This is a genomic window from Microbacterium sp. zg-Y625, assembly GCF_030246925.1.
Classification (GTDB): Bacteria; Actinomycetota; Actinomycetes; order Actinomycetales; family Microbacteriaceae; genus Microbacterium; species Microbacterium jiangjiandongii.
Genome location: NZ_CP126740.1, coordinates 1,069,732 through 1,092,579 on the forward strand (window position 1 = coordinate 1,069,732; position 22,848 = coordinate 1,092,579).

The window sequence follows — 22,848 nt, forward strand, 5'->3', positions numbered from 1 at the left end:
AACGACGAAGGGCCGGCAGCGCGCGCTGCCGACCCTTCGTGAATCCGCGATCAGTGAACGGGAAGCGCTTCGCCCTGCGGGGCGTCGTCGGGCGCGGGTGCCTTGCGCACGAAGAACGCGAGGACCACCGCGGCCGACGCCACGATCGCGCCGGTGAGGAACGCCAGGTGCACGCCCGAGGCGACGGCCGAGACGGCGCTCGCGCCCTCCGCCAGCGACGAGGCCGCCTGCACCGACATGAGGGTGACGAACACGGCGGTGCCGGCGGCGCCGGCGACCTGCTGGATCGTTCCGACGATCGCGCTGCCGTGCGGGTACAGCGGCCGCGGCAGCGACCCCAGTGCCGAGGTCAGCAGCGGCGTGAAGACGAACCCGAGTCCGAGGTTCAGCGTCATGTGCACGGCGATGATCCAGGGGATCGTAGCCGACTCGTCGAACGTCGTCATGCCCCACAGGGCGGCGGCGGCGACGACCATGCCGGGCATCACGAGCGGCGTCGGGCCGTACTTGTCGAAGAGCGATCCCACGATCGGGGCAATGACGCCCATGAGCACGCCGCCGGGCAGCAGCATGAGTCCGATGGTCAGCGTCTTGAGGCCGAGCACGTCGGTCAAGTAGATGGGTAGCAGCACCAGCGAGCCGAAGAGTGCCGCCATCACGACGACGACGAGCGTCACGGCGAGGCTGAACGACTTCGACTTGAAGGTGCGCAGGTCCAGCAGCGCGCTGTCGGTCTTCTGCAGCTGCAGCTGGCGGGCGACGAAGGCGACGAGCCCCAGGATGCCGATCACGAGCGGGATCCACACCGGAACCGGCGCGTTGCCCGAGGCGGCTTCGCCGATGGAGCTGAGTCCGTAGATCAGGCCGCCGAAGCCGAGGGCCGACAGCAGCACGCTGAGCACGTCGAACTTGGCCGGGCGGGTCTCGGTGACGTTGCGCACCCACAGGGCGCCGAGGGTGAGGGCGATGAGCGCGATCGGCAGGACGATCCAGAACAGCCAGCGCCAGCTGAGCGCGGAGAGGATGACGCCGGACACGGTCGGCCCGATGGCCGGGGCGACGGCGATGACGATGGAGATGACGCCCATCATGCGGCCGCGGTGCGTCGCAGGAACGATCGACAGCACGGTGGTGAACAGCAGCGGCATCATGATCGCGGTGCCCGATGCCTGCACGACGCGGCCGGCCAGCAGCATCTCGAAGCCGGGAGCGAGGGCGGCGATGAGGGTGCCGAGCGTGAACAGGCTCATGGCGGCGAGGTAGACGCCGCGCAACGGGAAGCGCGCGAGCAGGTAGCCGGTCAGGGGGATGACGATCGCCATCGTCAGCAGGAACCCGGTGGTCAGCCACTGGGCGGTGCTCGCGGTGATGTCGAGGTCGACCATGAGGCTGGGGAGGGCCACGCTCATGATCGTCTCGTTGAGGATGACGACGAACGCCGAGATCACGAGCAGGGCGATGACCACGCCGGGGCGCACGATGACGGGTGCGGTGCCGGTGGGAGTGGGGGTGTCCGCGGTGGGGGGATTCTTCTCGAGGGTCACAAAGGACTTTCTGTCAGTGCGGGGTGCTCACGGCCGCAGAATGCGGCAGACGAAGCGCGGGAAAGAGGGCGCGGCGAGCGTCGGTCGCCGATGAGGAACACCAATCATGTCAGAGAGTGCCATCTTGGCGCAATCTGTAAGATGGCGGCATGGATGCAGTGCAGGTGGAGCCCGGCGACGTCGATGACGCGCCGGTCGGCCTGCGCGAACGCCGACGCCGTGAGACGCAGCGCGACGTCTCCGATGCCGCTCTCGCTCTGTTCGAGCGCAAGGGTGTGGCCGCCACCACGGTCGATGAGATCGCCCGTGCGGCCGGAATCTCGGCGCGCACCTTCTTCCGTTACTACGCGACGAAGGAAGAGGCCGCCTTCGCCCCCGAAGACGACAACTCCGTCGCCGTGCACCGCGAGACCCTCGCTGCGATCCGTGGCGGTGCTCCCGTGGCCGCCGCGCTCGAGACCGGGTGGCTGCGACTGCTCGAGGCGTTCGATGCCCACCCCGAGACCCACGCGCGCGCTTTGCGGCTGCGCCGGCTGGTGCACGCTGAGCCTGCGTTGCTGGCGGTGGCGCTGCGCAACGAAGCGGCCAGCGCCGATGCGCTCACCGATGCCGCCGTCGACGCGGCGAAGGCGGATGCCGATGTGCTCACCGCGCGTGCGCTGATCACCGCCGTGAGCTGCACGGTGCGACTGGCGTTCGACGAGTGGGCGCGGCGCGCGGAGCTGGGGCAGCAGGCGTCGGCGCGGCAGATCTACCTCGAGTTGCGGCGCGGCCTCGCCACCTACGCCGGGCAGGTCGCCGACGGCGTCTGACTCCCGGCGGCCTGGAGGCGTCAGCGCCCGCGCAGCCGGTCGGTCTCTCGTCGCTCCCGCTTGGTGGGGCGTCCCGCGCCGCGGTCGCGGACGGGGACGAACGCCGTCATCTCTCGCGGCGGCGGGGGAGGCGTACGGTCGTCGACCGCGGCGGCGGCCAGCGCGGCGCCGACACGCTTGGTGATCGTCTGGCGCACCACCAGGATGCGGTCGAACCCCGCGATGCGCACCCGCAGCTCGTCGCCGGCGCGTACCGGCTGGGCGGCCTTCGCGCGCTCGCCGTTGACGCGCACGTGTCCGGCGCGGCATGCGGCCGTCGCGGCGGAGCGGGTCTTGTACACGCGCACCGCCCAGAGCCACGCGTCGACGCGTGCCGGCTTGGCGGCATCCGTCATCGCGCGCGCACCCCGCGCAGGTGCTGCACGACGCCCAGCGCGATGAGGCCCTGCCCGATCGTGTACGTGACCATGACGGCTACCCCAGCCCAGTCGGGCGTGCCCGGGACGAACAGGCGGAACGCGAGTGTGGTGTCGGATGCCAAGAAGAACACGGCACCGACGATGACGGCGGGGTTGCACCGCGTCGCCGCAGCGGCGGTGCCGCCGAGCACGAGGCCGTACACCGCGACGCCGATGGCCAGGGCACCCAGCAGCGGCCAAAGCACGATGATCAGAACGACCCACCAGACCGCGTAGATCGCTGACCACCAAGGCAGCCGCCGCACCGCGAGGTGGCCCCAGAACAGCACGATGTAGCAGGCGTGCGCCAGGCCGAAGCTGAGGAGCATCATCGGCAGTTCGTCGTCGAAGAAGGGGAAGAAGAACGCGGCGCCGTCGCCGAACCACGAGAACACGAGTGCGGCCACCAAGAGGGCGTGCGGCACGCCCCAGCGTGTGCCGCGCAACGCCCACGCCGCCGCGAGGATGAGAGCCGGCATGAGGGCGAGCTTGCTCGGGTAGGTCAGCGGCGACCCGGCCGCCAGCAGAATCACATGGGCGAGCGCGATGACGGCGTACGCAGCGAAGCCCCACCACCAGGTGCGCGTCTGAGTGGTCGGGCTCGCCACGGTGTCGGCAGTGTCGGCGGCGAGATGCACGGCGCTCCTTCGGGCCAGGGGGACGGGTGATCTCATCGTAGGGTCGCCCACCTATCGGGGTCGGTCAGCGAAGGTGGCGTTGCACGATCGCGATCTGGGGCTTCGGGCGCGCCACCTCGGTGAATCCGGCTTTCTCGAAGATCGAGAGGGTGCCGTGGTACAGGTCGTTGGCCGGCGTCTTCTTCACCGTCACGTCGATCGGGTACCCCTCCACGGTTCGGGCGCCGCTGTCGCGGGCGTACTCCACCGCGGCATCCAGCAGAGCTTCGCTGAGTCCGTTGCCGCGGAACTCCCGGCGCACGACGAAGCAGCTCACGGCCCACACGTCGGGGTCATCGAACGGGTCGGGGGAGGCGGCGTAATTGCGCGTGCGCGCCAGTCGCGGCTGCTTCGTGCGGGGTCCGACCCGTGCCCACGCCGCCGGTGTGCCGTCGAGGTACGCGATCAGCCCGGGCGGTGGCCCGGCGTCGACCTCCGCACGGAACATCTCGATGCGCTCGTCTTCCGGGGTGCCGTTCCAGTCACCGCCCGTCAGCAGCCACCACATGCACTGGCACTCGGCGCCGTCGCCACCGTCCATGAAGGCGTGCTGGATGTCGTCGAACCGCTGCGACGTTGCCGGCTCGATCGTGATTTCGGTCATGTCGCGACGCTAGCGGCAGCCGCCGACACCCGGCAACGTCGCGCGCGACATGCGCGGGCGGTGCCGGTTCGCGCGGCGTCCGCGGAGCGGCTAGGATAGGGGAGTTGTCCGCGCGCGGACAGCGGAAGACCGGGATGTGGCGCAGCTTGGTAGCGCACTTGACTGGGGGTCAAGGGGTCGCAGGTTCAAATCCTGTCATCCCGACCGGAATAGGCCCGGAATCTCGCAAGAGGTTCCGGGCCTTCTGCATGTCCGGGAATCGCCGAGGACTCCAAAAGGACTCCGACTGTCGGCGCGCTCTGTCAGGATGTGGGCGTGCCGTCGCCAGTCATTCTCAAGCTCACCCCGCTTCCCGCGAAGCTCCCGGCGCCCGCGCCATTCGTGCAGACTGTGCGGCGGCTCCGCGCATCACATGCAAGCGTGCAGGCTCTGCTGGACAACCTGAGTGATCTCCGCGCCGCGAAGAAGGTGGAGGGGACCAAGCTCGCTCGGCTCGGTCACGCCGAAAGCGATCTTCTCCGCGCGGCCATCGTCTTCTCCGGGGCGGGCGTGGATGCGGTTCTGAAGCAACTCGTGCGCGACACACTGCCGATGCTGCTCAACGCGCACCCGCAGACGATCGACAAGTGGATGAAGTTCCTGAGCGATCTGAGCAAGCAGGAGCGGTCTGTCTACGCGGTCCTGAGAAGCTCATCGGTCGATGAGGCTCTGCTGACTGCCTACATCGAATCGCTCACCACGCGCAGTCTTCAGGGCGAGGATGAACTCAAGAATGTGCGCGACGCGTTGGGGCTTGACCTGAGGGTGTTCTCGAATCAGCGTCTGGAGTCGTTTCGAGACTTCTTCGCGGCGCGGAACATGATCGCTCACGAACTCGATCTGAAGCCTTCCAGAGGTCAGGGAGACGCGGAGAAGCGTGACCGGAACATGAAGCCCTCGCTCGATCTCTGCAACAACGTCTTCTTGCTGCTGGTTGAGTACGTGCAAGCAACCGAAGAGCTCATCAACCCGCGTCTCGGTGTCTAGCTAGCCTCCGATGGCACGTACCGGCGCGGCCGCAACGCTCTGCTGGGCGATGTGAGCAGAGAACGCGGCGCGGTGGCGTGAGTAGTCCCGCGGGCGCAGGTGGGCGTAGACCTTGTCGGTGATGGCGTAGCTTGCGTGCCCCATCGCCCGGGACAGCTCGTGCATGTCGGTCGTGTGCACCTTCACCGGGCGACCCGCGATCAGCTTCGCCGACGAGACGGGTCAAAGGCTGAGGCGTTCGGCGAGATACGGCGCCGTGCGGCTCGCGGGGTCTTTCGCCACGGCATCCGGTGTTCCCGTCGCGACGATGCGTCCGCCGGCATCTCCACCCGACGGGCCGAGGTCGATGATCCAGTCCGCGGCGGCGACGACATCCATCTCGTGCTCGACGACCACGACCGTGTCTCCCGAGTCGACCAGCGCGTGCAGCTGCGCGAGCAGCCGCCGGACATCGGCGGGATGCAGACCCGTCGTCGGCTCGTCGAGCAGGTAGAGGGTGTGGCCTCGGCGCAAACGCTGCAACTCGGTCGCCAGCTTGATGCGTTGTGCCTCGCCGCCCGACAGCTCGGTCGCGGGCTGCCCGAGTCGCAGATAGCCGAGTCCGACGTCGAGGAGGGCCTGCAGGCTGCGGGCAGCCGCCGGCACCGGCGCGAGGAAGTCGGATGCCTGCTCGACCGTCAGCGCGAGCACATCGGCGATCGTCTTGCCGTTGTGGGCGACCTCGAGAGTCTCTGCATTGTACCGGGCGCCGTGACAGGTCGGGCAGCGACCATAGCTGCCGGGCAGGAAGAGGAGCTCCACCGACACGAACCCCTCGCCGAGGCAGGTCTCGCAGCGTCCACCGGCGACGTTGAACGAGAAGCGTCCGGCGGTATACCCGCGCTCGCGAGCGAGGTCGGTCTTCGCGAAGGTCGTCCGGACCGCGTCGAACAGGCCCGTGTATGTCGCCAGGTTCGATCGAGGGGTGCGTCCGATCGGCTTCTGATCCACGCGCACGAGGCGGTCGATGTGCTCGAGCCCCGTGGCACGGCGCACCGTCAGCGTGTCGGCGTGCGCATCCGGGAGCGTCGCCTCGGTGAGACCTGCGTCATCGCCTGCGGGGTCGGTGGTCGTGGCGTCGTCGTCCGGATCATCGATGCCGTCGTCGCGGCCGGAGCGCAGATGCTCGCGCACGACATCACGCAGCACGCGGCTCACGAGCGTTGACTTGCCCGACCCTGAGACACCGGTGACCGCGACGAAGGTGCCGAGCGGGATGGCCGCATCGACGTCGGCGAGGTTGTGCAGCGTGATGCCCTCGACGGTGAGCCAGTTCGCGGGCTCGCGCACGTCGCGGCGGTCTGCCGCCGCGGTGCCCTGATCAGGGAAGAGGAACGGCCGGGTGACGGATGCTTCGACCGCGGCGAGTCCGTCGACCGCTCCGCTGTAGAGCACGTCACCACCGCCCTCGCCCGCTCCGGGGCCGACGTCGACGATCCAGTCGGCGTGGCGGACGACATCCATGTTGTGCTCGACCACGAAAACCGAGTTGCCCGAGCGTTTGAGCTGCTCCAAGACATCGAGCAACGGCTCCGCATCGGCGGGGTGCAGGCCGGCCGACGGCTCGTCGAGCACGTAGATGACACCGAAGAGCCCTGACCGCAGCTGGGTGGCGAGCCGCAGCCGCTGCATCTCGCCGGGGGAGAGCGTGGTCGTCACCCGGCCGAGCCCGAGGTACCCGAGGCCGAGGTCGGTGAGCACGGTGATGCGCGCCAGTAGATCGGTGGTGAGAGCGACGGCAACATCGGTGCGCTCGCCGGAGAGCGTGGTCGGCAGCGCGTGAGCCGCATCCGTGAGCTGCGTGGTCGGGCGCAGCACCTCGGCGAGTTCGGCCATCGGGAGGGCGTTGAGCTCGGCGATCGTGCGCCCGGCGAACGTGACGGCCAGTGCCTCGCGGCGAAGACCTGTGCCGTGGCAGAGCGGGCACGGGCCCGACCGCACGAACTGCAACACCTTCGAGCGCATCATCTGGCTCTTCGAGTCGGCCAGCGTGTGGAAGACGTACTTCTTCGCACTCCAGAACATGCCGTTGTAGGGCTTCGCCACGCGGTCGCGCTGAGGGGTGATCTGCACGACCGGCTGTTCGTCGGTGAAGAGGATCCAGTCGCGGTCGGCCTGATCGAGGTCGTGCCACGGGCGCTCGACGTCGTACCCGAGCGCGATGGTGATGTCTCGCAGGTTCTTCGCCTGCCACGCACCCGGCCAGGCGGCGATGGCGCCATCGCGGATGCTCAGCGAGGGATCGGGTACCAGCGAATCCTCGGTGACGGTGTGCGAGACGCCGATGCCATGGCACTCGGGGCAGGCGCCGGCTGCGGTGTTCGGCGAGAACGCATCGGAGTCGAGGCGCGTCGTGAACCCTTCGGGGAAGGTGCCGGCGCGGGAGAACAGCATCCGGAGCGAGTTCGACAGTGTGGTGACGGTACCGACGCTCGATCGCGAGCTGGGGGCGCCGCGGCGCTGCTGCAGTGCGACGGCTGGGGGTAGGCCCGAGATCGACTCGACGTGCGGATCATGACCCTGCTGGATGAGGCGCCGTGCATAGGGGGCGACGGATTCGAGGTAGCGGCGCTGGGCCTCGGTGAAGATGGTGCCGAATGCCAGGGATGACTTGCCCGATCCGGAGACGCCAGTGAACGCGACGATCCTGTCGCGCGGCACATCGACGTCGACGTTCCTGAGGTTGTTCTCGTTGGCGCCGCGAACGCGGACGAACGCATCGGTCGGTTCGTTCGGTGTTCCGGGCATCGGTCGAGTGTATCCGTGGGGCTCTGGGGGCGAGGTGAGGGGGCGGTGCGCGCCACCTCGACTCCGAGAAGACCCAGATCATCTCGCTTGAGCTCGCCATCCGAGGCTTCTTCCCCGTCCACCGCGGAGAGTTCTCCGTGTCCCTCGCCATGACGTACGACGACATCGGCATTCATCGAAATGCTCAAGGAGATCGTGATCGAACTGGAGACGGCCTGACTGACGGCCTCGGGGGCCGGATGGCCCTCGAGGCGACCAGGGCTGCAGGTCCAACCGCCCCTAGCAGTGCGGTCCCCCACAGATCGACTGCGGCCGGCCAGGTCCACTTGCTTACAGGAAAACTGAGCACCAGTTACAGGAAATGCAGGAACGGCACACCACCGCGATCCGCACCAGGAATAGTTCTGCCAACAGCCCACGGTTGTGGCAAAGGGTCGGCTCCTCGGAGCCGGCCCTTCGTCGTTGCCGCGAGTGATCATAGGGCGCATCCCGACCGGGAACTCCCCGCTGTTCCGCTCCGGTTACCCCCGGATGGCCGGGCGCCGCCGCGCTACGCGCTTCCTGGGTATGGACACCGAGAACAACCTGTCGCTCGAGCATTGAGGGCTCGAGCAGCTCTTCAACATCAACGAGCTCGCCGAGTATCTGTGCGTGCCGGTGGTCAGCGCCTTCGGTGCCGCTCGACGCCAGCAGCTGTCAGCATCGCGGCGGAGACGAAGGACGCGATGGCGATGCCGGGCGTGAGGGCGGTGCCAAGGAGCACCAAACCCACGCCGACCCACAGCACCAGTGGCGACCAGCGGCGCGACGTCAAGGCTCCCACAGCTCCCACGAGCAGTGCGAGGGCGCAGGTCGCGAGACCGAGGAGCACTGTCGAGATCCACAGGCTTACACCCGTCTCGCCGTCGGGTCGGGGACCGGTGTAGGCAGTTGCGGCATAGAACGTCCAGAAGCCCACCCACGCCAATGAGACCGCCGCGAAGACGAGATACACGACCGAGCGACCAGTTGACGGCCGGGCGACAGCGACGAGAAGCCCAGCGAGCAGAAGCGAACCCGACATCCCGCCAAGAACGACGACCACCCCGAGGTATCCGATGCCGTCCGCGCACGCCCAGGAGCCGTCCGGACCCCATTCACCGCCGATGCCCCACGAGCAGTTGAAGTGAAGCGATCCGCGCACAAGGCCAACTGAGCCTCCCGCGAAGAGGAAGGCAAGCAGTCCTCCGAGCACGACCACCACCGCTACTGCCGCCGTCTGCCCGCGTTCGGGTCGCGCCGATGTCGTGCTCGGCCCAGCGGCATCCATTGACGGGGTGGTCACCGTCCCGACGCTACCGGTCCCGCCTCTGCCCTGAGAAGGGTCGTGCCCCATGTGAGTTGAGACACGCGTCCGGAAGGACGCTGCTGAAACGTCACCGGCGAGCGCAGGCGCCGCTGAGACATCACGATCAGTCGGTACGCCTGTCGTCAGTGCCGCTGACAACGTGCGCAATCACCAAGTGTGTTGACAGGTCTCCGAACGGGGTCCACGCTGACACCCGGGTGCCGGCTCGAGTCTGATCGGATGCGCGATGAGCGAAATCGATTTCCAGGTCGACGTAGGGCGATTTCTCGCGGCGCAGCGCAGCTATCTACGGAGGCTCGCCCTCTGTCCGCCGGTGCTCCCCGCGGTCGGTGGCATGCAGCTCGTGCTGGATCGGGTGGATGTCGGCAGCAGCCGCCTCCGTCACGATGAGCCGACCACGTTCGACGTGGCCTACGTCCAGCGGGGTGACGTGGTCCGCGAGCGGGATGCCTCGAAGGGCTTCCGGACGGTGCTCGAGCAGGATCTCGTGCTGCAACTGACGACCGATGCCGACATCCGTGGCAATCCGAACGTGGACCCACCGCTCGTAGCCTGGCCAGTGACGATGTTCTACGAGCTGACGGCGTTCTCGGTCGACGACGACTGCTGTCTCAAGGCGGTGCCCATCAGGGTCGAGTTCGGGCCGCCGCCAGCTCTTCCCGTCCCGGTGCCGCCCGGGGTCAGTGCTGCGCTGGAGTCGTACGTCTCGGGCCAGATGCGCCTGTTCGCTCCGTCGGGCACCGTGAGGCTGGGGCTGGACTCGCTCAAGCTGCCGACCGGATTCCTCAACGCGGGGCTCAGCGTCGACGACATCGGGACGACGCTCGTCATCCGCGTCGAGATCCGCGCCTCGCAGGATCTGCGCTGGGCGGCGTGGGAGAACTTCCACAAGGGATTCATCGTCGACCGTCGCCAGGGGCGGGATTGGGCGCTCTACGTCCCGGCCGCCTACATCACCCACCGCGTCGTCAACGAGGTCTGGCGCCAGCTACCGCGCAACGACGACCTCGAGACCTATCCGAGCGCGGACTACGTGCCGCTCGCCGGCAGGGCGCGGCTCGACGTCGACGTGCTGGCCATCTATCACCTCGTCGAGGTGGACGAGATCGACCTCGACATCACCGTGTCGGCGCAGCCGCGTGTCTCGCTCACCATGTGGATCGACCGGCCGAACCGCTTGAGCGCCGAGATCGACTTCGCAGGGATCGTCAACCCCGTCGGGGGACTCAGCAACTTGGTGGTCGCGCTGCTCGACGGCTTCGGTATCCCGTTCCGCGCCTTCCTCTACCACCTGATCGGCGAGGCGATTGTCGACGCGGTCGGCGAGCAGCCGCAGACCGCGGTGTCGCAGCCGGACGCCGCCAAAGTGCGCGTCGATCGCGACGTGCTCATCCCAGGGATCGCCGGCGTCGCGCGAGCGACCGCCACCGATCTCATCGCGCATCCGGACGGGATCGCCATCGCCGGCGCGTTCCAGATCAGCGAGCCGACGAACGCCGTGGTGGAGCTGCTGGGCGTCAGCCCGTTCGCGAAGCACGTGCCGCGCGTGTCGTGCGGCGCAGCGTCGATGGCGCTCATCGCCCTGTTCGGGTCGGAGCCTGAGCGTTTCGAGATCCTGCGCGCCGGCGTGTCGCTCGGCAACCGCGGAACCGCGCCCCTGCGGCTGTGCGCGGCGCCTGCGCTCCAACGGCTCGACGGTCCGGTGCAGCCGGCCGACATCCGCGTCGACGACGTCAGCCTTCCGATCGAAGTGTCCATGGGCATAGGGATGCCGCAGCCCGCGTACTACGACGCAGCCTTCCCGATCGACCTCATGGTGCGGACAAACGGCGGCACACGGTTCATCCGGTTCGACCCCCCGCCCGTCGTGACTCAGGCCGACCTCGACCGGCTGCAGGCTGAGCTGCTCGTCAAGATCGGGGATTGTCAGCAGCTCGTCGACCCGTGGTTCAAGGGGCATCGCGGCTACAACGTGCACTGGTCTCCTCGTCCGCCCGAGGACGGGCACGGGGTGCTCCACCACTGGGAGGTGCTCGTCGACGGCCTGCCCGACGGAGAGCGACTCGAGCTGCGCGAGCTCGAGGGCGAGGTGCTCGCAAGCGCGATCGGCGTGGCCGGTTCGCCCACACGGGTATCGGTAGTCGTCACGCCTTCGGGCCGGGACCGCGAGGTGAGCATCGTGCGCGTCGGAGAGAACCATCAGGAGTTCGCCCAGGACGCGCCTGCCCGCGGGCTGCAGATCCGTCAGGCCGACCTCATCGTCGTGGGCGAGGTGCCGCTTTCGCAGCCCGTCCGCGGCGTCGGGCTCGCGCAGCTGCCCGACGGGCCCGCCATCGTCGCGATGCTGGGCGACCGGGTGCAGGCGTTCGACCTGCGCGAAGGCGCCGCAACGGGCGAGGTCGGGGCATGGCCGGGACGCTTCCACGGGATGTTGCGCGTCGGCGAAGGAACACTGCTCTACGGGGATGACGGGATCTCCCAGCTGCGGCCCGACGGACGGCTCGTGCGCACCGGCATCCGCAGAGCCGTCGTCGATGCCGAGCGTGCAGCCGATGGCGCGTACCTAGTGACATCGGATCGAGTGCTCGAGGTCGGAGCGGATCTGTCGATCCTGCGCGAGAGCGACCGGCCCGACGTGACGAGCGTCGGACGGCTCGGGGTGAACGTGTTGCTTGGCCACGCCGAGGGCATCGATACGGCCGACGCCGGCCTGCGGCTGCGCGGCGGCGGCGAGCAGCGGCGCGGCGGCGAGCGCCCGGCGCTTCCGGCCGTGCGGACGCTCTCGCGCGCCGGCCGGATGCGCCGGAGTGGCCTGCTCGCCCGATGGGATGACGGCAGCGCCGGCCTGCTCGAAGACCACGACGGTGAGCCGGTCGAGGTCGCGCACTTCGCCGAGCCGCCGCTGCTCGCAAACGCCCTGCGGATCGGCGCCCGGCTGATCATCGCCGACGACAGCGCAGAGCGCCTGCGGGTGCTGCGCATGGGGCGGAGTGTCACGCTCTGACGGATCGGCGACTCGTCTGCGACGCCAGCCCATCCGGCCGAATCCGTCTTCGGCCACCACTCGATGATCTCCATGCGGCCACCGTCGCACCGGATGGAGTCGACCGAAAGCTAGTCGGCCACGTGCAGATGCCGGTCCCTCGTTGCACGCTGCCGGTCCCCTCTATATTGCTTGGCGGAGCGCTCGGCCCAATCGCGTGATCGCGGAGTCCACTTCCGACGTTCCCGCATCCTGGAATGAACCCATCCCACCTGCATAGAGGCGGAGGGCATCTCTGGCAGCCGAACGCAGCTCCTGCGAACTGGTGATGCCCTTGAACTGCAACTCGAGCCGCTCGGCAGATTGACCGCGACGTGGATCGTCATCGCGGATGGCGGCAGAGCGCAGCTGCGCGATGGCGCTCTGGATCTCTTCGACTCTCTCAGCTACAGACGGCATGACCACACGCTATTCGACCGAACCAGTCCAAGGTTGCCCCCCCCCCGATGACCGGTCCGTCGCGCGACAGCTTCCCTACCGTAGGCGGATCGGTTGTCGGACGAGCACGATAAGTTGTCCGCGTGGCGCGACTTCTCATCACCGGCATGTCGGGCGCGGGCAAGTCCACCCTTCTCAGTGAACTCAGTCGTCGCGGACACCATACGGTCGACACTGACTACGAAGATTGGACCGACCACGATGGCGGGCCCTGGAACGCATCCCGGATGACTGCCTTGCTGGAGTCGCACCGAGACGTGGTTGTTGCCGGCACCGCGGAGAATCAGGCGACCTTCTACGACCGCTTCGATCACGTGATCCTCCTAAGCGCACCCGTCGATGTGTTGCTCGAACGAGTCACCCTCCGAACGAACAACCCGTACGGGCATTCGCCGGAGCAACGCCACGAGATTCGACGGTACGTCGCGGAGGTGGAACCCATGCTGCGCCGAGGGGCCGACCTGGAGCTTGACGGGCTTCGCCCCGTTAGCGATCTCGCTGATGCCGTCGAGTCGTTGATGACCGAAGTCTGCTGAGCACCAAAGCGGATATTGCCCGGAGCGAGCAACCGCTACCTTGAAGACCGTCCGGTAGCCGGTCCCTCTGCGCGCGTTGGCGATGAGACAGTCAGTCAGTCGTGATTGCAGGTCGTGAGTCGAGTCGCGGTTTCCCGTCCGATGAGTGGATCTTTCTCCCTCCTGGGGAGGAGATGGGTGGCCGGTTGCTGCTGTCTTCGTGCAGCTCGGCATAGATTCGCGATGTGAATCAGATACGAGTGCGATCGGCGGACCTCGTGGCGCCCGCTGTGGGAGTCGTGTACATCCTGCTGTGGTGGCTCGGTGAGGCCGGTCGTTTGGGAAACGGCGCATACGGCCCGGTGGTGGCGATGCTTGCGTTCTTGCTGTTCGGCATCGTGATCGGGGTCTCGAAGAAGTGGCCTGCGGTCGCCCTAGTCCTCATGGGGGCGACGATCGGCCTGCAACTGCTGATCGAGGGCGCGCGGTTCATCAGCTCGAGCTGGCCGGCGTACCTGCCGCTGCTGTATGCGGTGTTCAACGTCAGCGCGTTCGGCCGACGCGCGGTCCACTGGATCTCGCTTCCCGTCTCCGCGGTGTACGCGGCCGTCGTGGCCGCGCTGCTTACGGTGCGCACATTCGGTCGTGACGGGTGGCCGGTGCTGTACTCGCTTCAATCCGCCCGGCAGTTCCAAAGCGGTGGCGGGTTGGACATTGTCGGCACGTTCGCCGCGGTGTGCGCGGTCGCGGTCGGCCTCGCCGCTGGCGCCTGGTGCGCGGGTCTTGCGATGCGCAGAGCGAACCAGGTCGCTGCGGCCCGCCGGCAGGCTCAGGCTCTGCAGCAGGACCTCGACGTTGTGGAGAGCGAACTGGTCGTGTTGTCGGAGCGGGAGCGGCTCGCCCAAGACGTGCATGATGTCATGGCGCATTCGCTGGCCGTGATCGCGGCGCAGGCCGACGGGACCCGGATGCTGGACTCAGCGCTCTCCCCGGACGCCGAGCAGGCGTTGACCACGATCGCCGACACGGCGCGAGACGGTCTCGTCGAACTGCGTCGACTGCTCGACGCGAGTCCGAGCTTGGAGCTGACGCAGCGCCCCGGACTCGCGGGCCTGCCCGCGCTCGTGGAGCGAGTGCGCGGCGCCGGCCTCGCCGTCGACTACGTCGAACTCGGCGACGCCGGTCCGCTCACGCCAGTCCAGGAGTCGAGCGTCTACCGGATCGTGCAGGAGTCGTTGACAAACGCGGTGCGACACTCCCGTGCCGAAGGCTCCGCGAGAGTGACGCTGGATTGGCGTGGGCCGGGCTTGGCGGTGCTGATCGCCACCCCGGCGACGGACGCCGATGCGATCGAGCCTGGTCGCGGTATCCGCGGCATGCAGGACCGGGCGCGGCTTGCCGGCGGCTGGCTCACCGTCGGGATCGACGACGATGCCTTCATCGTCAACGCGTTCGTCCCCGTCGAGGCGGCACGTTTTACGGAGGTCGTCGCGTGAGCGACCGCATCCGGGTCGCGATCGCTGACGACCAGGTGCTGTTCTGCGCCGGCATCGAAATGATCGTCCGCTCTCAGCCGGATCTGGAGTTCGTGGGCGCCGCATACGACGGGGAAGCGATCGTGAGCCTTGCGGGCAGGGAGGCGCCCGACGTCATCCTCATGGACATCCGGATGCCGAAAGCCGACGGCATCACCGCAACGCGCCACGCCGTGGCAGCGTCACCCGGCTCACGCGTCATCGTGCTGACGACCCACCAACGGCCCGACGCCGTGGCACACGCGATCGCGGCCGGCGCACACGGGTTCCTGATGAAGGACGCCCGACCCGAACTAATGCTCGCCGCGATCCGCACTGTGCACGACGGGAGCTCGGTCTTCGCGCCCCCGACCACGGTCGCGCTGATCCGAGACCTCACGCCACACACCGAAGACCAGCCTGACCAGCAAGCCATCGCCGCGCTGACTGCCCGTGAGCGAGAGGTCTATCTACTGGCCGCCCGCGGCCTGTCCAACGCCGAGATCGCCGAAGCCTCGTACATCGGCGAAACCACCGTCAAGTCCCACATCTCGAGCATCCTCTCCAAACTCGAACTCGCCTCCCGCCTTCAACTCGTGGCACACGCGTTCAACCACCACCTCGTGAAATGAGAAGCACATGACGACGACACCGATCCTTCCTTCGGCGATTCACCTGCCACCGACCCAACCCATCGACATCACCGCATACCTCTCAGACCCACGCGACGAACCGACCGGCTAAGCAAGCACCTGGCGATTGCTTTCGTGAACCGTGCGCGCGAACGGTCCTCGATCGGGCGTATCGGAGGGTGCTGATCTGGGCGTAGCGTCGGACTCATGACGGAGCGGTTTGCGGATCAGGTATCAGTGCCTGACATCGTCGGGCTTCCATTTCATGTCGGCCGTGATGTGGCCGGCGACTCGGGCGTGACACTCGCCAACCCCGATCCGGACGGCCCGCCGATCGGTGCACTGGCATGGCCGGGGCTCTACTACATCACCGCGCAGAGCCCTGCAGCAGGAACCACGTTGTACCGCTGGGACTCTGTTGCGGTGGAGATCGTTCCCTACGGCGAGGCGGACTCCAACGCCGTGGCACTTCCTCATGAGGTCCCACCTGTCGATAATGCCCACGCTCATCCGCAGCGCGACGCATTCATCGATCTCACCAACTCTGACGATCAGCGCGACTGATCCGCCGCAGCGCGTAACCGGATCCCATGGGATCCCAGGCAAGCCCCGGAGCGGGGACGCCTCGTAGGTGCTAGGGGTTCACGCCTGACAACCCCGACCAGGGAAGGGCTGGAATCCACGCGACCAGCACGTACGCGATGACTGTCATCGCCAGCAGCAGAAGAACCGCTACGAAGCTGACGAATCGAGAGATTCGTGGCCGAACGAGGGTCACCGCAATAGAAAGAACTGCGATCGCCATGATCGCGAGCGTGGGAAGAAAGGCGGCCTGGATGCGCTGAGACGTGAAGCAGTTGCGCGGGCCCGGCAGAGAGAGCGCGCAGACTTCTGGGCCGAACGGAACAGCGATCAGCCAAATGACCGCGGCCGAGGCAAGAGCGGTGAGTCCGATGGTGGCGACTGCCGGCCACGAAACCACGCGTGCGGTCAGGACACCCGGTTCCTTGGTCACAGCTTGAGCGTAGCGGCCGCGACGAGCCTGGTCGCCGCTGCCCGCGAGCCGGCCCCTCGCCGGGCGCGTCGGCTGGTATTCCCTTCTTTCCCGTTGGGTTCGTGTAGGGCAAATTGGTGTGAACCGAAGCGAGGGATTCGAGCAATACGGATGTGAGCCCCGATAACGAGGTCATTGAGCGCTCGGCGCGTGAGCCAGCGGTATTCGCCGCGCTGTTCGATCGTCACGCCGTTTCCGTGTACCGATACGTCGCCCAACGCCTGGGAGACCACGTTGCCGACGACGTGATGTCGGAGACGTTCTTGGTGGCGTTCGAGAAGCGGTCTTCGTACAACCTGGAGGTCGCGGATGCGCGGCCGTGGCTGCTCGGGATCGCGACCAGGTTGATGCGGAAGTACGCGCGGCTCGAAGCAGTGGCGTGGAGAGGGTTGGCTGCTGACCTGGCCGCGCAGGTCGCGCCCGACTTCGTCGAGCAGGTGGGATCTCGTGTCGACGCCGAGCGGCTGACGCGGCGATTGAGCAAAGCGCTGCAGAACTTGAGTGCCGCCGACCGCGACACGTTCTTGCTGTTCGCGTGGGGCGAGCTGAGCTACGCGTCGATCGCGGAAGCGATGCAGGTGCCGGTCGGCACGGTGCGCTCACGACTCAACCGCACACGGCGACGGCTGCGCCGGGCCGCGGGCTTCAGCATTCTCGAACAGGAGACGGATCATGGACGTATTGGCACTGTTCAAAAGCACTCGTGACGACGCCCCTGCTCCCAGCCCCGAGGCGATGGCGGAGGCGAGGGCCGCGCTCCTCGCCGCTGCCGCATCCGAGCCTCCGTCCGCGGCGCGCGATGCCGAGGGCGCGGGCAACGGGATGCGTCTGCTGTGGCATCGAGCGAGCGCCGCAGCGATGACCCGGCTCGTAAGCGCGATGGCGGGCACTGGTGAGTCCGGGGGCGGCAGCGCCCGCTCATTGTGGCCTAGAGCCAGCGCGATCGCCACGACCGCGGTCGTCTCCGCGGTCGTGCTCACCGGAGCAGCTTCCATCTGGATTCCCCAGCTTTGGGTGGGACCTGAGGCAGAGAAAGTTGCAGGCGATCTGGTGCTTCCCGTGGAGTACACGACGCTCTCGGGAGAATCCATCCGCTGCACCTACGCCGTTTACCTGAGCGCGGCTTCGGGACTAACGGACGTCGAGGCAGCGCTCGCGACGCTGCAAAGTCAGGACTGGACCCGTTTCGGTGAGGATGTCAAGCAGTACGCGCTCAAGCACCCCTTTACCGTGTCCGGCCCGGAATGGGAGAGCGCCGATCAGGCTCAACGCGAGCACATCGCGTTCATCCAGGCCGCCGCGGACATCGTGATCGAACGCGCCAACGGGCTACTCCCGCCCGACTTCAACGTGTCCAGCACAACAGACTGCTCCGGGCGCGTCTCCTAACGGTCGCTACCCGAACACACCAGCGTTCGCTGCGTCGTACCTATTTTCGGGCGACCCAGACGTTTTCGGAGATCATCTCCCGACCTTCCCCGCCACGGTGGTCGATCTCGGCCGCGACACTAGCGCTGTCGCTGATCCGGACGGATACAGAGTCGCGCCCGCAATCTGTGCTTTGCCAAACGTCATCGAGAACGAGCGAAAGGCACAGCGTCTCGCTGTCGTCAGATGCGCGCGCGAGATAGACGTCGAACTCATCCGCGTTTCCGACGTATCGAAGAGTCCCGACGTCGATCCTGTCGGCGGACCCGTCGACGACAGAATCTGGTCGATCCGCTGCAGTCTGCTCCCGCGCAAACTCGGCCGGAGGCGAGCAGGCTGTCAACAGGAAGACGGTCGCGACCAGGCCCGGTGCCACGAAGCGTCGTGAGCTCATACGCCGAAATGTACATGCCTACCAGCCGAAGATCACGAATTTCCGCGCTGTCGCGACCCTCCACGGCCATGTTTCTTAGCTGTGCGAATGAGATTCGCCCGCGCAAAGAAGAGTGAACCAAGGCAGTTCTCCCGTCGACCGCGGTCCAGGACGAAGCTGAACCCGCGGCTACCCGCAAGCCGGTCCATCAGCGTTCCTGGTTGAGTCGGCGTTCGAGGAGCCGCGGCGATGCTTCGAAACCTGTCCCCAGGTAGAGTCGCGCCGCAGCATCGTTCGAACTGACGGTGATCCGCGGAATTCCTCGCAGGTCGGCCGCATCGACGAGCGAGCTCACCAACGCATGCCCGATTCCTCGACGCCGGAACTCGGGGCTGACGAAGACGCTTTGCACGTCGCCGGTCCTTCGATTCCTATCGCTGAAGTCCGGGACTCGGTCGAAGACGACGAGCCACGCCATGCCGACAAGATCGCCACGGTGCTCCGCTACCCGCGTCAGCAGTGAATCACCCTGTGACGCCATCCACGAGGCGAGGTCTCGGGCGAACGATTGACTTTCTTCAACGGTCACGTGATGACGGTTCGCCCATGCGAGCTTCAGTACCGCCAGACTCGGGGCGTCATCCGGAGTACCGTCGCGAACCACCACGTCCATCACTCGACGAGACTCACTGAGGGATAGAGGGTTCGCAAGCGGGTCCATCAGCGCGCGAGCCCGACGATGAACTGGACCAGGCGCGCGGGGTTCGCACAGGCAGCGGCCAACGAAAACTTCGATCGCATGACCCGCCCGCAGACTTGCACGGTCAACCCCGGCCATGCGGGCCGTTTTCGCGGACCTCACCCGAGTCGGTTCAAGGCCGATGCCCGGAACGGGGTCCGTGGGGGCGGATGCTCCCTTTGGCAGTTCCTACGTAGGCCGCCCGCAGGTGGGGCTAGGGGAGTTGGCCATCATTTCCCACCGAAATGACCTCGCTGCGTGTCTCGCGCGTCGATTCGCCCCGATCGTTCCTGCTCCGCGGCCGTTGCCCCCGGATGGCCGGGCGGCGCTTTACGCACCTCTCGGATACGGACGCCCAGAACACCCTGCAGCTCGAGCACTGTGTGGGCGCCAGACGCACAGTGTCGGTGACGGTGGATACGCTCGGATAGACCCGGGGGAGGACCCATTGCTTTACTTCGTCAAGCCGTTCGGACAGCTCACGTGGACAGCGAACGCCGATCAGACCGTGCTCGACCTCGCACGCACCCAGGGCGAGGACCTCGGGCTGATGACCGACTGGTGGGAGAACGCGGAACGTCCGTCGAACGACGATGACGTGCGCGTGGCGCTCCGCTACGGCCTCGCCGCGACGGGCGGCATCGTCGTCGACGACCGTCACGTCGTCACCGCGCAGCTGCGGAGCACCCTGCGTGCCCTCGCAGCAGAGAACGGCGTCCGCACGGCGGAGTACAACGCGACCCCGCAGGTGACGAGGGTCAACTACTACCTCGAGCAGATGATCCCGGGTTGGAAAGAGCGAGGCCTGAAGACTGACGACGGCGTGGCCGAGTCGCTCAAGCACGCGCTTCGTGAGAGCGAGGAAGAGGCCGCCGAGCAACTGGCCGTCCCCGTGCAGCCCGAGCTCCTGCGGCACTGGGAGCGGGCCGGCGGCGTCATCCCCCAGCCGGTCTGACGCGGGCCCGTCGACGAGACGAGTACGGTGAGGGACAGGCCGTCAGCGTCTGACGGGGTCTCCGCCCTCGAGGAATCGCTCGAGCTCCTGCAGGGTGGGAGCCGCTTCCCAGTCTCCTGGGACTTGGCAGGCCATTGCGCCACATGCGTTCGCTCGGAGAAGCGTGGATCGCAGGTCGAGCCCAGCGAGGTGGGCGCTGAGGTACCCCGCCACGAAGGCGTCGCCGGCGCCGACGGTGTCGATGACGTCGACGACGAATCCGGGGGATTCGATGCGCTCTGAGCTGGTCGAGGTCGCCGCCCCCTCGGGCCCGAGTTTGAGTACGACCTGCTTGGTCCCGGCATCCATCAGCCGTGCGGCCGCATCGGCGGGGGTGGCATCCGGGTAGAGGACGCCGAGTTCGGCGGCGTCACCGAAGATGATGTCGGCCCGCTCCGCGATGTCGCGAAGGACGGGTTCGGCAACGGCGGGGTCCGCCAGCGCGGAGCGGTAGTTGATGTCGAAGCTCACCGTGACACCGGCCACTCGCGCGCGATCGACGGCGTCGCGGGCGGCCTCACGGGCAGAGGGAGAGAGCAACGGCGTGATGCCCGTGATGTGAAGGATCGATGCCCCTTCGACCCACCCAGCCGGCAGGTCGGTAGGCGCCAGGCGTGAACCGGCCGATCCCGCACGGTAGTAGTGCACGGCTGACGAGCTGGACGACGGTCGTGCCTTGATCATGAGGCCGGTGGGGGCATCCGCGTCGACGATGCCGTGCACGGTGACGCCTTCGCCTCGGATCTCGCGCAGCACCCGCTCGCCGAGCGGGTCGTCGCCGACTCTGCCGAGCCACGAGACGGGCGCTCCGAGACGGCGGAGCCCGATGGCGACATTGCTCTCGGCACCGCCGATGCCGAGAGCCAGTGTGCTCGCGTGCTTGAGTGACCCGATCTCGGTCGTGCGCACGAGCGCCATGGTCTCACCGAACGTGACGACGGCGGGGGTATGGGCGTCGGGGCGGGCGGTCTCGGTCATGTGGCGCTCCTGTTGCAGACGGCGACGAAGGCCGCGGCGCGGTCGCGGAGGGCCTGGAGATCGCCGCCGCGGAACGCGTCACCGAGCAGCGGTCCCCCGACGCTCACCGCGGCGGCACCGGCGGTGAGCCAGGCGTCGGCTTCGGCGAGGTCGATGCCGCCCGAAGGGACGGCGACGATGTCGGGGAACGGTCCGCGGAGGTCCTTCAGGTACGACGCTCCCACCTGCCCGGCGGGGAAGATCTTCACAGCGGATGCGCCCGCCGACCACGACGTGAACAGCTCGGTCGGCGTGAGTCCGCCCGGAACGATCGGCACACCAGCCGCGGTCGCCTGTGTGATCAAGGCGGCAGTGGTGATCGGGGTCACGAGGTAGCTCGCGCCGGCATCCACCGCGCGTGCGAGCTCGTCGCCGTTCGTGACGGTGCCGACGCCCAGGTCGACCGCCCCCTCGTACCGTCGCAGCAGGTCGGGCAGATGGTCGAGCGTTCCGGGCGTCGTGAGCGTGAGCTCGACGCTGCGGAGGCCGGCGTCGATCAGCACGTCGAGCACCGGGGCGTAATCCTCGGCGCGCTCGGCGCGGGCGACCACGATGAGACGGGATTCGGCCGTGCGCGCGGGGAGCGCGACGCGGCGCGCCTCACCAGTCATGCACGGTCCCGTCGAGCAGGCGGTTCACCGGCAGATAGGCCTTCGTGTACTCGTGGCCGGCGGCGGCATCCTCGTCGAGTTCGACGCCCAGCCCGGGCTGATCGCCCGGGTGCAGGAAGCCCCGGTCGAACGTGAAGGAGGTCTGGAACACCTCGAGCGTCTGCTCGTTGTGCGGCATGTACTCCTGGATGCCGAAGTTGTGGATCGCGAGGCCGAGGTGGAGAGCTGCGGCCATGCCGACGGGGGAGATGTCGGTCGGACCGTGGATGCCCGACTTGATGCCGTAGATCGCCGCGAAGTCGAGGAGCTTCTTCATCGCTGTGATGCCGCCCGTGTGGGTGACCGCCGACCGCACGTAGTCGATGAGTCGCTCGGTGATGAGGGTCTGATAGTCGTACACCGAGTTGAAGACCTCGCCGATCGCGAGGGGTGTGGTGGAGTGCTGGCGAACGAGACGGAGCGCGGTCTGATCCTCGCCGGGGGTGCAGTCCTCGAGCCAGAAGAGGTCGTAGGGCTCGATGTCCTTCGCGAAGCGCGCGGCCTCGATCGGGGACATCCGGTGATGGCCGTCGTGGAGGATGCGCAGGTCCGTGCCGAAGTCCTCGCGGATCTGCGCGAAAACGCCGGGCATGTGCGTCAGGTAGTTGCGGGTGTCCCAGCGCTCCTCGGCGGGGCGGTCGCCGGAGCGCTTGGCGGGCTCGTAGTCGTAGCGCACACCGTGGCCGGCCGCCGAGACACCGTAGATCTGGCCGAGGCCGGGAACGCCGGTCTGCACCCGAACGGCCGTGAAGCCGAGCTCCTCGTACCCGGTGATGGCGTTCTTCAGCGCGGCGTAGTCGGTGCCCGAGGCGTGGGCGTAGACGCGCACGCCCTCGCGGCTGGCGCCGCCGAGCAGCTGGTACAGGGGCATTCCGGCCTTCTTCGCCTTGATGTCCCAGAGCGCCATGTCAACCGCGGCGATCGCCGCCATCGTCACCGGGCCGCGACGCCAGTACGGTCCGCGGTAGAGGTACTGCCAGGTGTCTTCGATGCGATCCTCGTCGCGGCCGATGAGCGTGGATGCGACGTGGTCCTCGAGGTAGGACGCGACGGCGAGCTCGCGACCGTTGAGGGTGGCGTCGCCCCAGCCGACGAAGCCGTCCGAGGTCGTGATCTTGAGCGTGACGAAGTTGCGTCCGGGGCTGGTGATGATGACATCGACGAGCTCGATGGCCATGGTGTCTCCTGGGGGTGC

23 protein-coding genes and 1 tRNA gene are annotated in these 22,848 nt (G+C 67.6%); 11 read left to right on the forward strand and 13 right to left on the reverse strand.

The window, feature by feature from the left end; genetic code table 11:
• Positions 1-50: 50 nt before the first annotated feature.
• Positions 51-1,478: a DHA2 family efflux MFS transporter permease subunit gene (locus QNO14_RS04765; protein ID WP_257506052.1), complete on the reverse strand. Its 1,428-nt coding sequence runs from the start codon at positions 1,476-1,478 to the stop codon at positions 51-53.
• 215 nt (positions 1,479-1,693) lie between these two features.
• Here QNO14_RS04765 and QNO14_RS04770 point away from each other — a divergent pair, with 215 nt between their 5' ends.
• Positions 1,694-2,356: a TetR family transcriptional regulator gene (locus QNO14_RS04770; protein ID WP_257505748.1), complete on the forward strand. Its 663-nt coding sequence runs from the start codon at positions 1,694-1,696 to the stop codon at positions 2,354-2,356.
• Positions 2,357-2,376: 20 nt separating this feature from the next.
• Here the strand turns inward: QNO14_RS04770 and QNO14_RS04775 are convergent, their stop codons facing one another.
• From QNO14_RS04775 to QNO14_RS04785, 3 genes are read right to left on the reverse strand one after another with little or no spacing between them, the layout of a single operon-like run.
• Complete coding sequence (locus QNO14_RS04775; RefSeq protein WP_257505750.1) at positions 2,377-2,751, reverse strand: RNA-binding S4 domain-containing protein; 375 nt, start codon at positions 2,749-2,751, stop codon at positions 2,377-2,379.
• Positions 2,748-3,488 carry a lysoplasmalogenase gene (locus QNO14_RS04780; RefSeq protein WP_285184522.1) on the reverse strand — a complete coding sequence of 247 codons (741 nt, stop codon included), beginning with the start codon at positions 3,486-3,488 and terminating at the stop codon, positions 2,748-2,750. The genes QNO14_RS04775 and QNO14_RS04780 overlap by 4 nt, the downstream gene beginning before the upstream one ends.
• Positions 3,489-3,516: 28 nt before the next feature.
• Positions 3,517-4,095 carry a GNAT family N-acetyltransferase gene (locus tag QNO14_RS04785; RefSeq protein ID WP_257495855.1) on the reverse strand — a complete coding sequence of 193 codons (579 nt, stop codon included), beginning with the start codon at positions 4,093-4,095 and terminating at the stop codon, positions 3,517-3,519.
• Positions 4,096-4,225: 130 nt separating this feature from the next.
• Between QNO14_RS04785 and QNO14_RS04790 the strand changes: the two genes are divergently transcribed.
• Positions 4,226-4,299: transfer RNA gene (locus QNO14_RS04790), tRNA-Pro, on the forward strand.
• 111 nt (positions 4,300-4,410) lie between these two features.
• Entirely contained in the window at positions 4,411-5,121 is a 711-nt protein-coding gene (locus tag QNO14_RS04795) for a type IV conjugative transfer system protein TraE (protein ID WP_257505752.1), read from the forward strand.
• On the opposite strand, the gene QNO14_RS04800 is transcribed toward QNO14_RS04795, so the two are convergent.
• The 3 genes from QNO14_RS04800 to QNO14_RS04810 form a co-directional block, all read right to left on the reverse strand.
• Positions 5,122-5,307: a hypothetical protein gene (locus tag QNO14_RS04800; RefSeq protein WP_257505756.1), complete on the reverse strand. Its 186-nt coding sequence runs from the start codon at positions 5,305-5,307 to the stop codon at positions 5,122-5,124. It lies immediately after the preceding gene.
• Positions 5,308-5,343: 36 nt separating this feature from the next.
• Positions 5,344-7,908: an excinuclease ABC subunit UvrA gene (locus QNO14_RS04805; protein WP_257505757.1), complete on the reverse strand. Its 2,565-nt coding sequence runs from the start codon at positions 7,906-7,908 to the stop codon at positions 5,344-5,346.
• A gap of 661 nt (positions 7,909-8,569) precedes the next feature.
• Positions 8,570-9,232 carry a hypothetical protein gene (locus QNO14_RS04810; protein WP_257505758.1) on the reverse strand — a complete coding sequence of 221 codons (663 nt, stop codon included), beginning with the start codon at positions 9,230-9,232 and terminating at the stop codon, positions 8,570-8,572.
• 250 nt (positions 9,233-9,482) lie between these two features.
• Between QNO14_RS04810 and QNO14_RS04815 the strand changes: the two genes are divergently transcribed.
• The 5 genes from QNO14_RS04815 (at position 9,483) to QNO14_RS04835 (ending at position 15,962) form a co-directional block, all read left to right on the forward strand.
• Positions 9,483-12,260 carry a hypothetical protein gene (locus QNO14_RS04815; protein ID WP_257505759.1) on the forward strand — a complete coding sequence of 926 codons (2,778 nt, stop codon included), beginning with the start codon at positions 9,483-9,485 and terminating at the stop codon, positions 12,258-12,260.
• A gap of 560 nt (positions 12,261-12,820) precedes the next feature.
• The gene (locus tag QNO14_RS04820) at positions 12,821-13,273 is read left to right on the forward strand and encodes an AAA family ATPase (RefSeq protein ID WP_257495872.1); all 453 of its coding nucleotides are present in this window, start codon (positions 12,821-12,823) and stop codon (positions 13,271-13,273) included.
• 224 nt (positions 13,274-13,497) lie between these two features.
• Positions 13,498-14,748, forward strand: coding sequence for a sensor histidine kinase (locus QNO14_RS04825; protein WP_257505761.1), 1,251 nt, complete (start codon positions 13,498-13,500; stop codon positions 14,746-14,748).
• Positions 14,745-15,398: a response regulator transcription factor gene (locus QNO14_RS04830; protein WP_257505762.1), complete on the forward strand. Its 654-nt coding sequence runs from the start codon at positions 14,745-14,747 to the stop codon at positions 15,396-15,398. The genes QNO14_RS04825 and QNO14_RS04830 overlap by 4 nt, the downstream gene beginning before the upstream one ends.
• A gap of 237 nt (positions 15,399-15,635) precedes the next feature.
• The gene (locus QNO14_RS04835) at positions 15,636-15,962 is read left to right on the forward strand and encodes a PASTA domain-containing protein (protein ID WP_257505764.1); all 327 of its coding nucleotides are present in this window, start codon (positions 15,636-15,638) and stop codon (positions 15,960-15,962) included.
• A 70-nt stretch (positions 15,963-16,032) separates the two neighbouring features.
• Here QNO14_RS04835 and QNO14_RS04840 read toward each other — a convergent pair whose 3' ends face one another.
• Positions 16,033-16,413, reverse strand: coding sequence for a hypothetical protein (locus QNO14_RS04840; protein ID WP_257495876.1), 381 nt, complete (start codon positions 16,411-16,413; stop codon positions 16,033-16,035).
• Positions 16,414-16,565: 152 nt separating this feature from the next.
• Here QNO14_RS04840 and QNO14_RS04845 point away from each other — a divergent pair, with 152 nt between their 5' ends.
• Both QNO14_RS04845 and QNO14_RS04850 read left to right on the forward strand, forming a co-directional pair.
• Positions 16,566-17,159: an RNA polymerase sigma factor gene (locus tag QNO14_RS04845; RefSeq protein ID WP_257495877.1), complete on the forward strand. Its 594-nt coding sequence runs from the start codon at positions 16,566-16,568 to the stop codon at positions 17,157-17,159.
• The gene (locus QNO14_RS04850) at positions 17,125-17,841 is read left to right on the forward strand and encodes a hypothetical protein (RefSeq protein ID WP_257495878.1); all 717 of its coding nucleotides are present in this window, start codon (positions 17,125-17,127) and stop codon (positions 17,839-17,841) included. Before QNO14_RS04845 ends, QNO14_RS04850 begins: the two co-directional genes overlap by 35 nt.
• 40 nt (positions 17,842-17,881) lie before the next feature.
• Here QNO14_RS04850 and QNO14_RS04855 read toward each other — a convergent pair whose 3' ends face one another.
• Together QNO14_RS04855 and QNO14_RS04860 are read right to left on the reverse strand one after the other, a co-directional pair.
• Positions 17,882-18,274, reverse strand: a complete 393-nt coding sequence (locus QNO14_RS04855; protein ID WP_257495879.1) for a hypothetical protein — start codon at positions 18,272-18,274, stop codon at positions 17,882-17,884.
• A 187-nt stretch (positions 18,275-18,461) separates the two neighbouring features.
• Positions 18,462-18,926 carry a GNAT family N-acetyltransferase gene (locus QNO14_RS04860; RefSeq protein ID WP_257506053.1) on the reverse strand — a complete coding sequence of 155 codons (465 nt, stop codon included), beginning with the start codon at positions 18,924-18,926 and terminating at the stop codon, positions 18,462-18,464.
• 514 nt (positions 18,927-19,440) lie between these two features.
• On the opposite strand from QNO14_RS04860, the gene QNO14_RS04865 reads away from it, so the two are divergent.
• Positions 19,441-19,947 (forward strand): hypothetical protein, encoded by a 507-nt coding sequence (locus tag QNO14_RS04865; RefSeq protein WP_257505765.1) that lies wholly within the window; start codon positions 19,441-19,443, stop codon positions 19,945-19,947.
• A gap of 42 nt (positions 19,948-19,989) precedes the next feature.
• On the opposite strand, the gene QNO14_RS04870 is transcribed toward QNO14_RS04865, so the two are convergent.
• From QNO14_RS04870 to manD, 3 genes are read right to left on the reverse strand one after another with little or no spacing between them, the layout of a single operon-like run.
• The gene (locus QNO14_RS04870; protein WP_257505767.1) at positions 19,990-20,964 is read right to left on the reverse strand and encodes a sugar kinase; all 975 of its coding nucleotides are present in this window, start codon (positions 20,962-20,964) and stop codon (positions 19,990-19,992) included.
• Entirely contained in the window at positions 20,961-21,614 is a 654-nt protein-coding gene (locus tag QNO14_RS04875) for a bifunctional 4-hydroxy-2-oxoglutarate aldolase/2-dehydro-3-deoxy-phosphogluconate aldolase (protein ID WP_257505769.1), read from the reverse strand. The genes QNO14_RS04870 and QNO14_RS04875 overlap by 4 nt, the downstream gene beginning before the upstream one ends.
• Complete coding sequence (gene manD, locus QNO14_RS04880) at positions 21,604-22,830, reverse strand: D-mannonate dehydratase ManD (protein ID WP_257505770.1); 1,227 nt, start codon at positions 22,828-22,830, stop codon at positions 21,604-21,606. The genes QNO14_RS04875 and manD overlap by 11 nt, the downstream gene beginning before the upstream one ends.
• Positions 22,831-22,848: the final 18 nt, after the last annotated feature.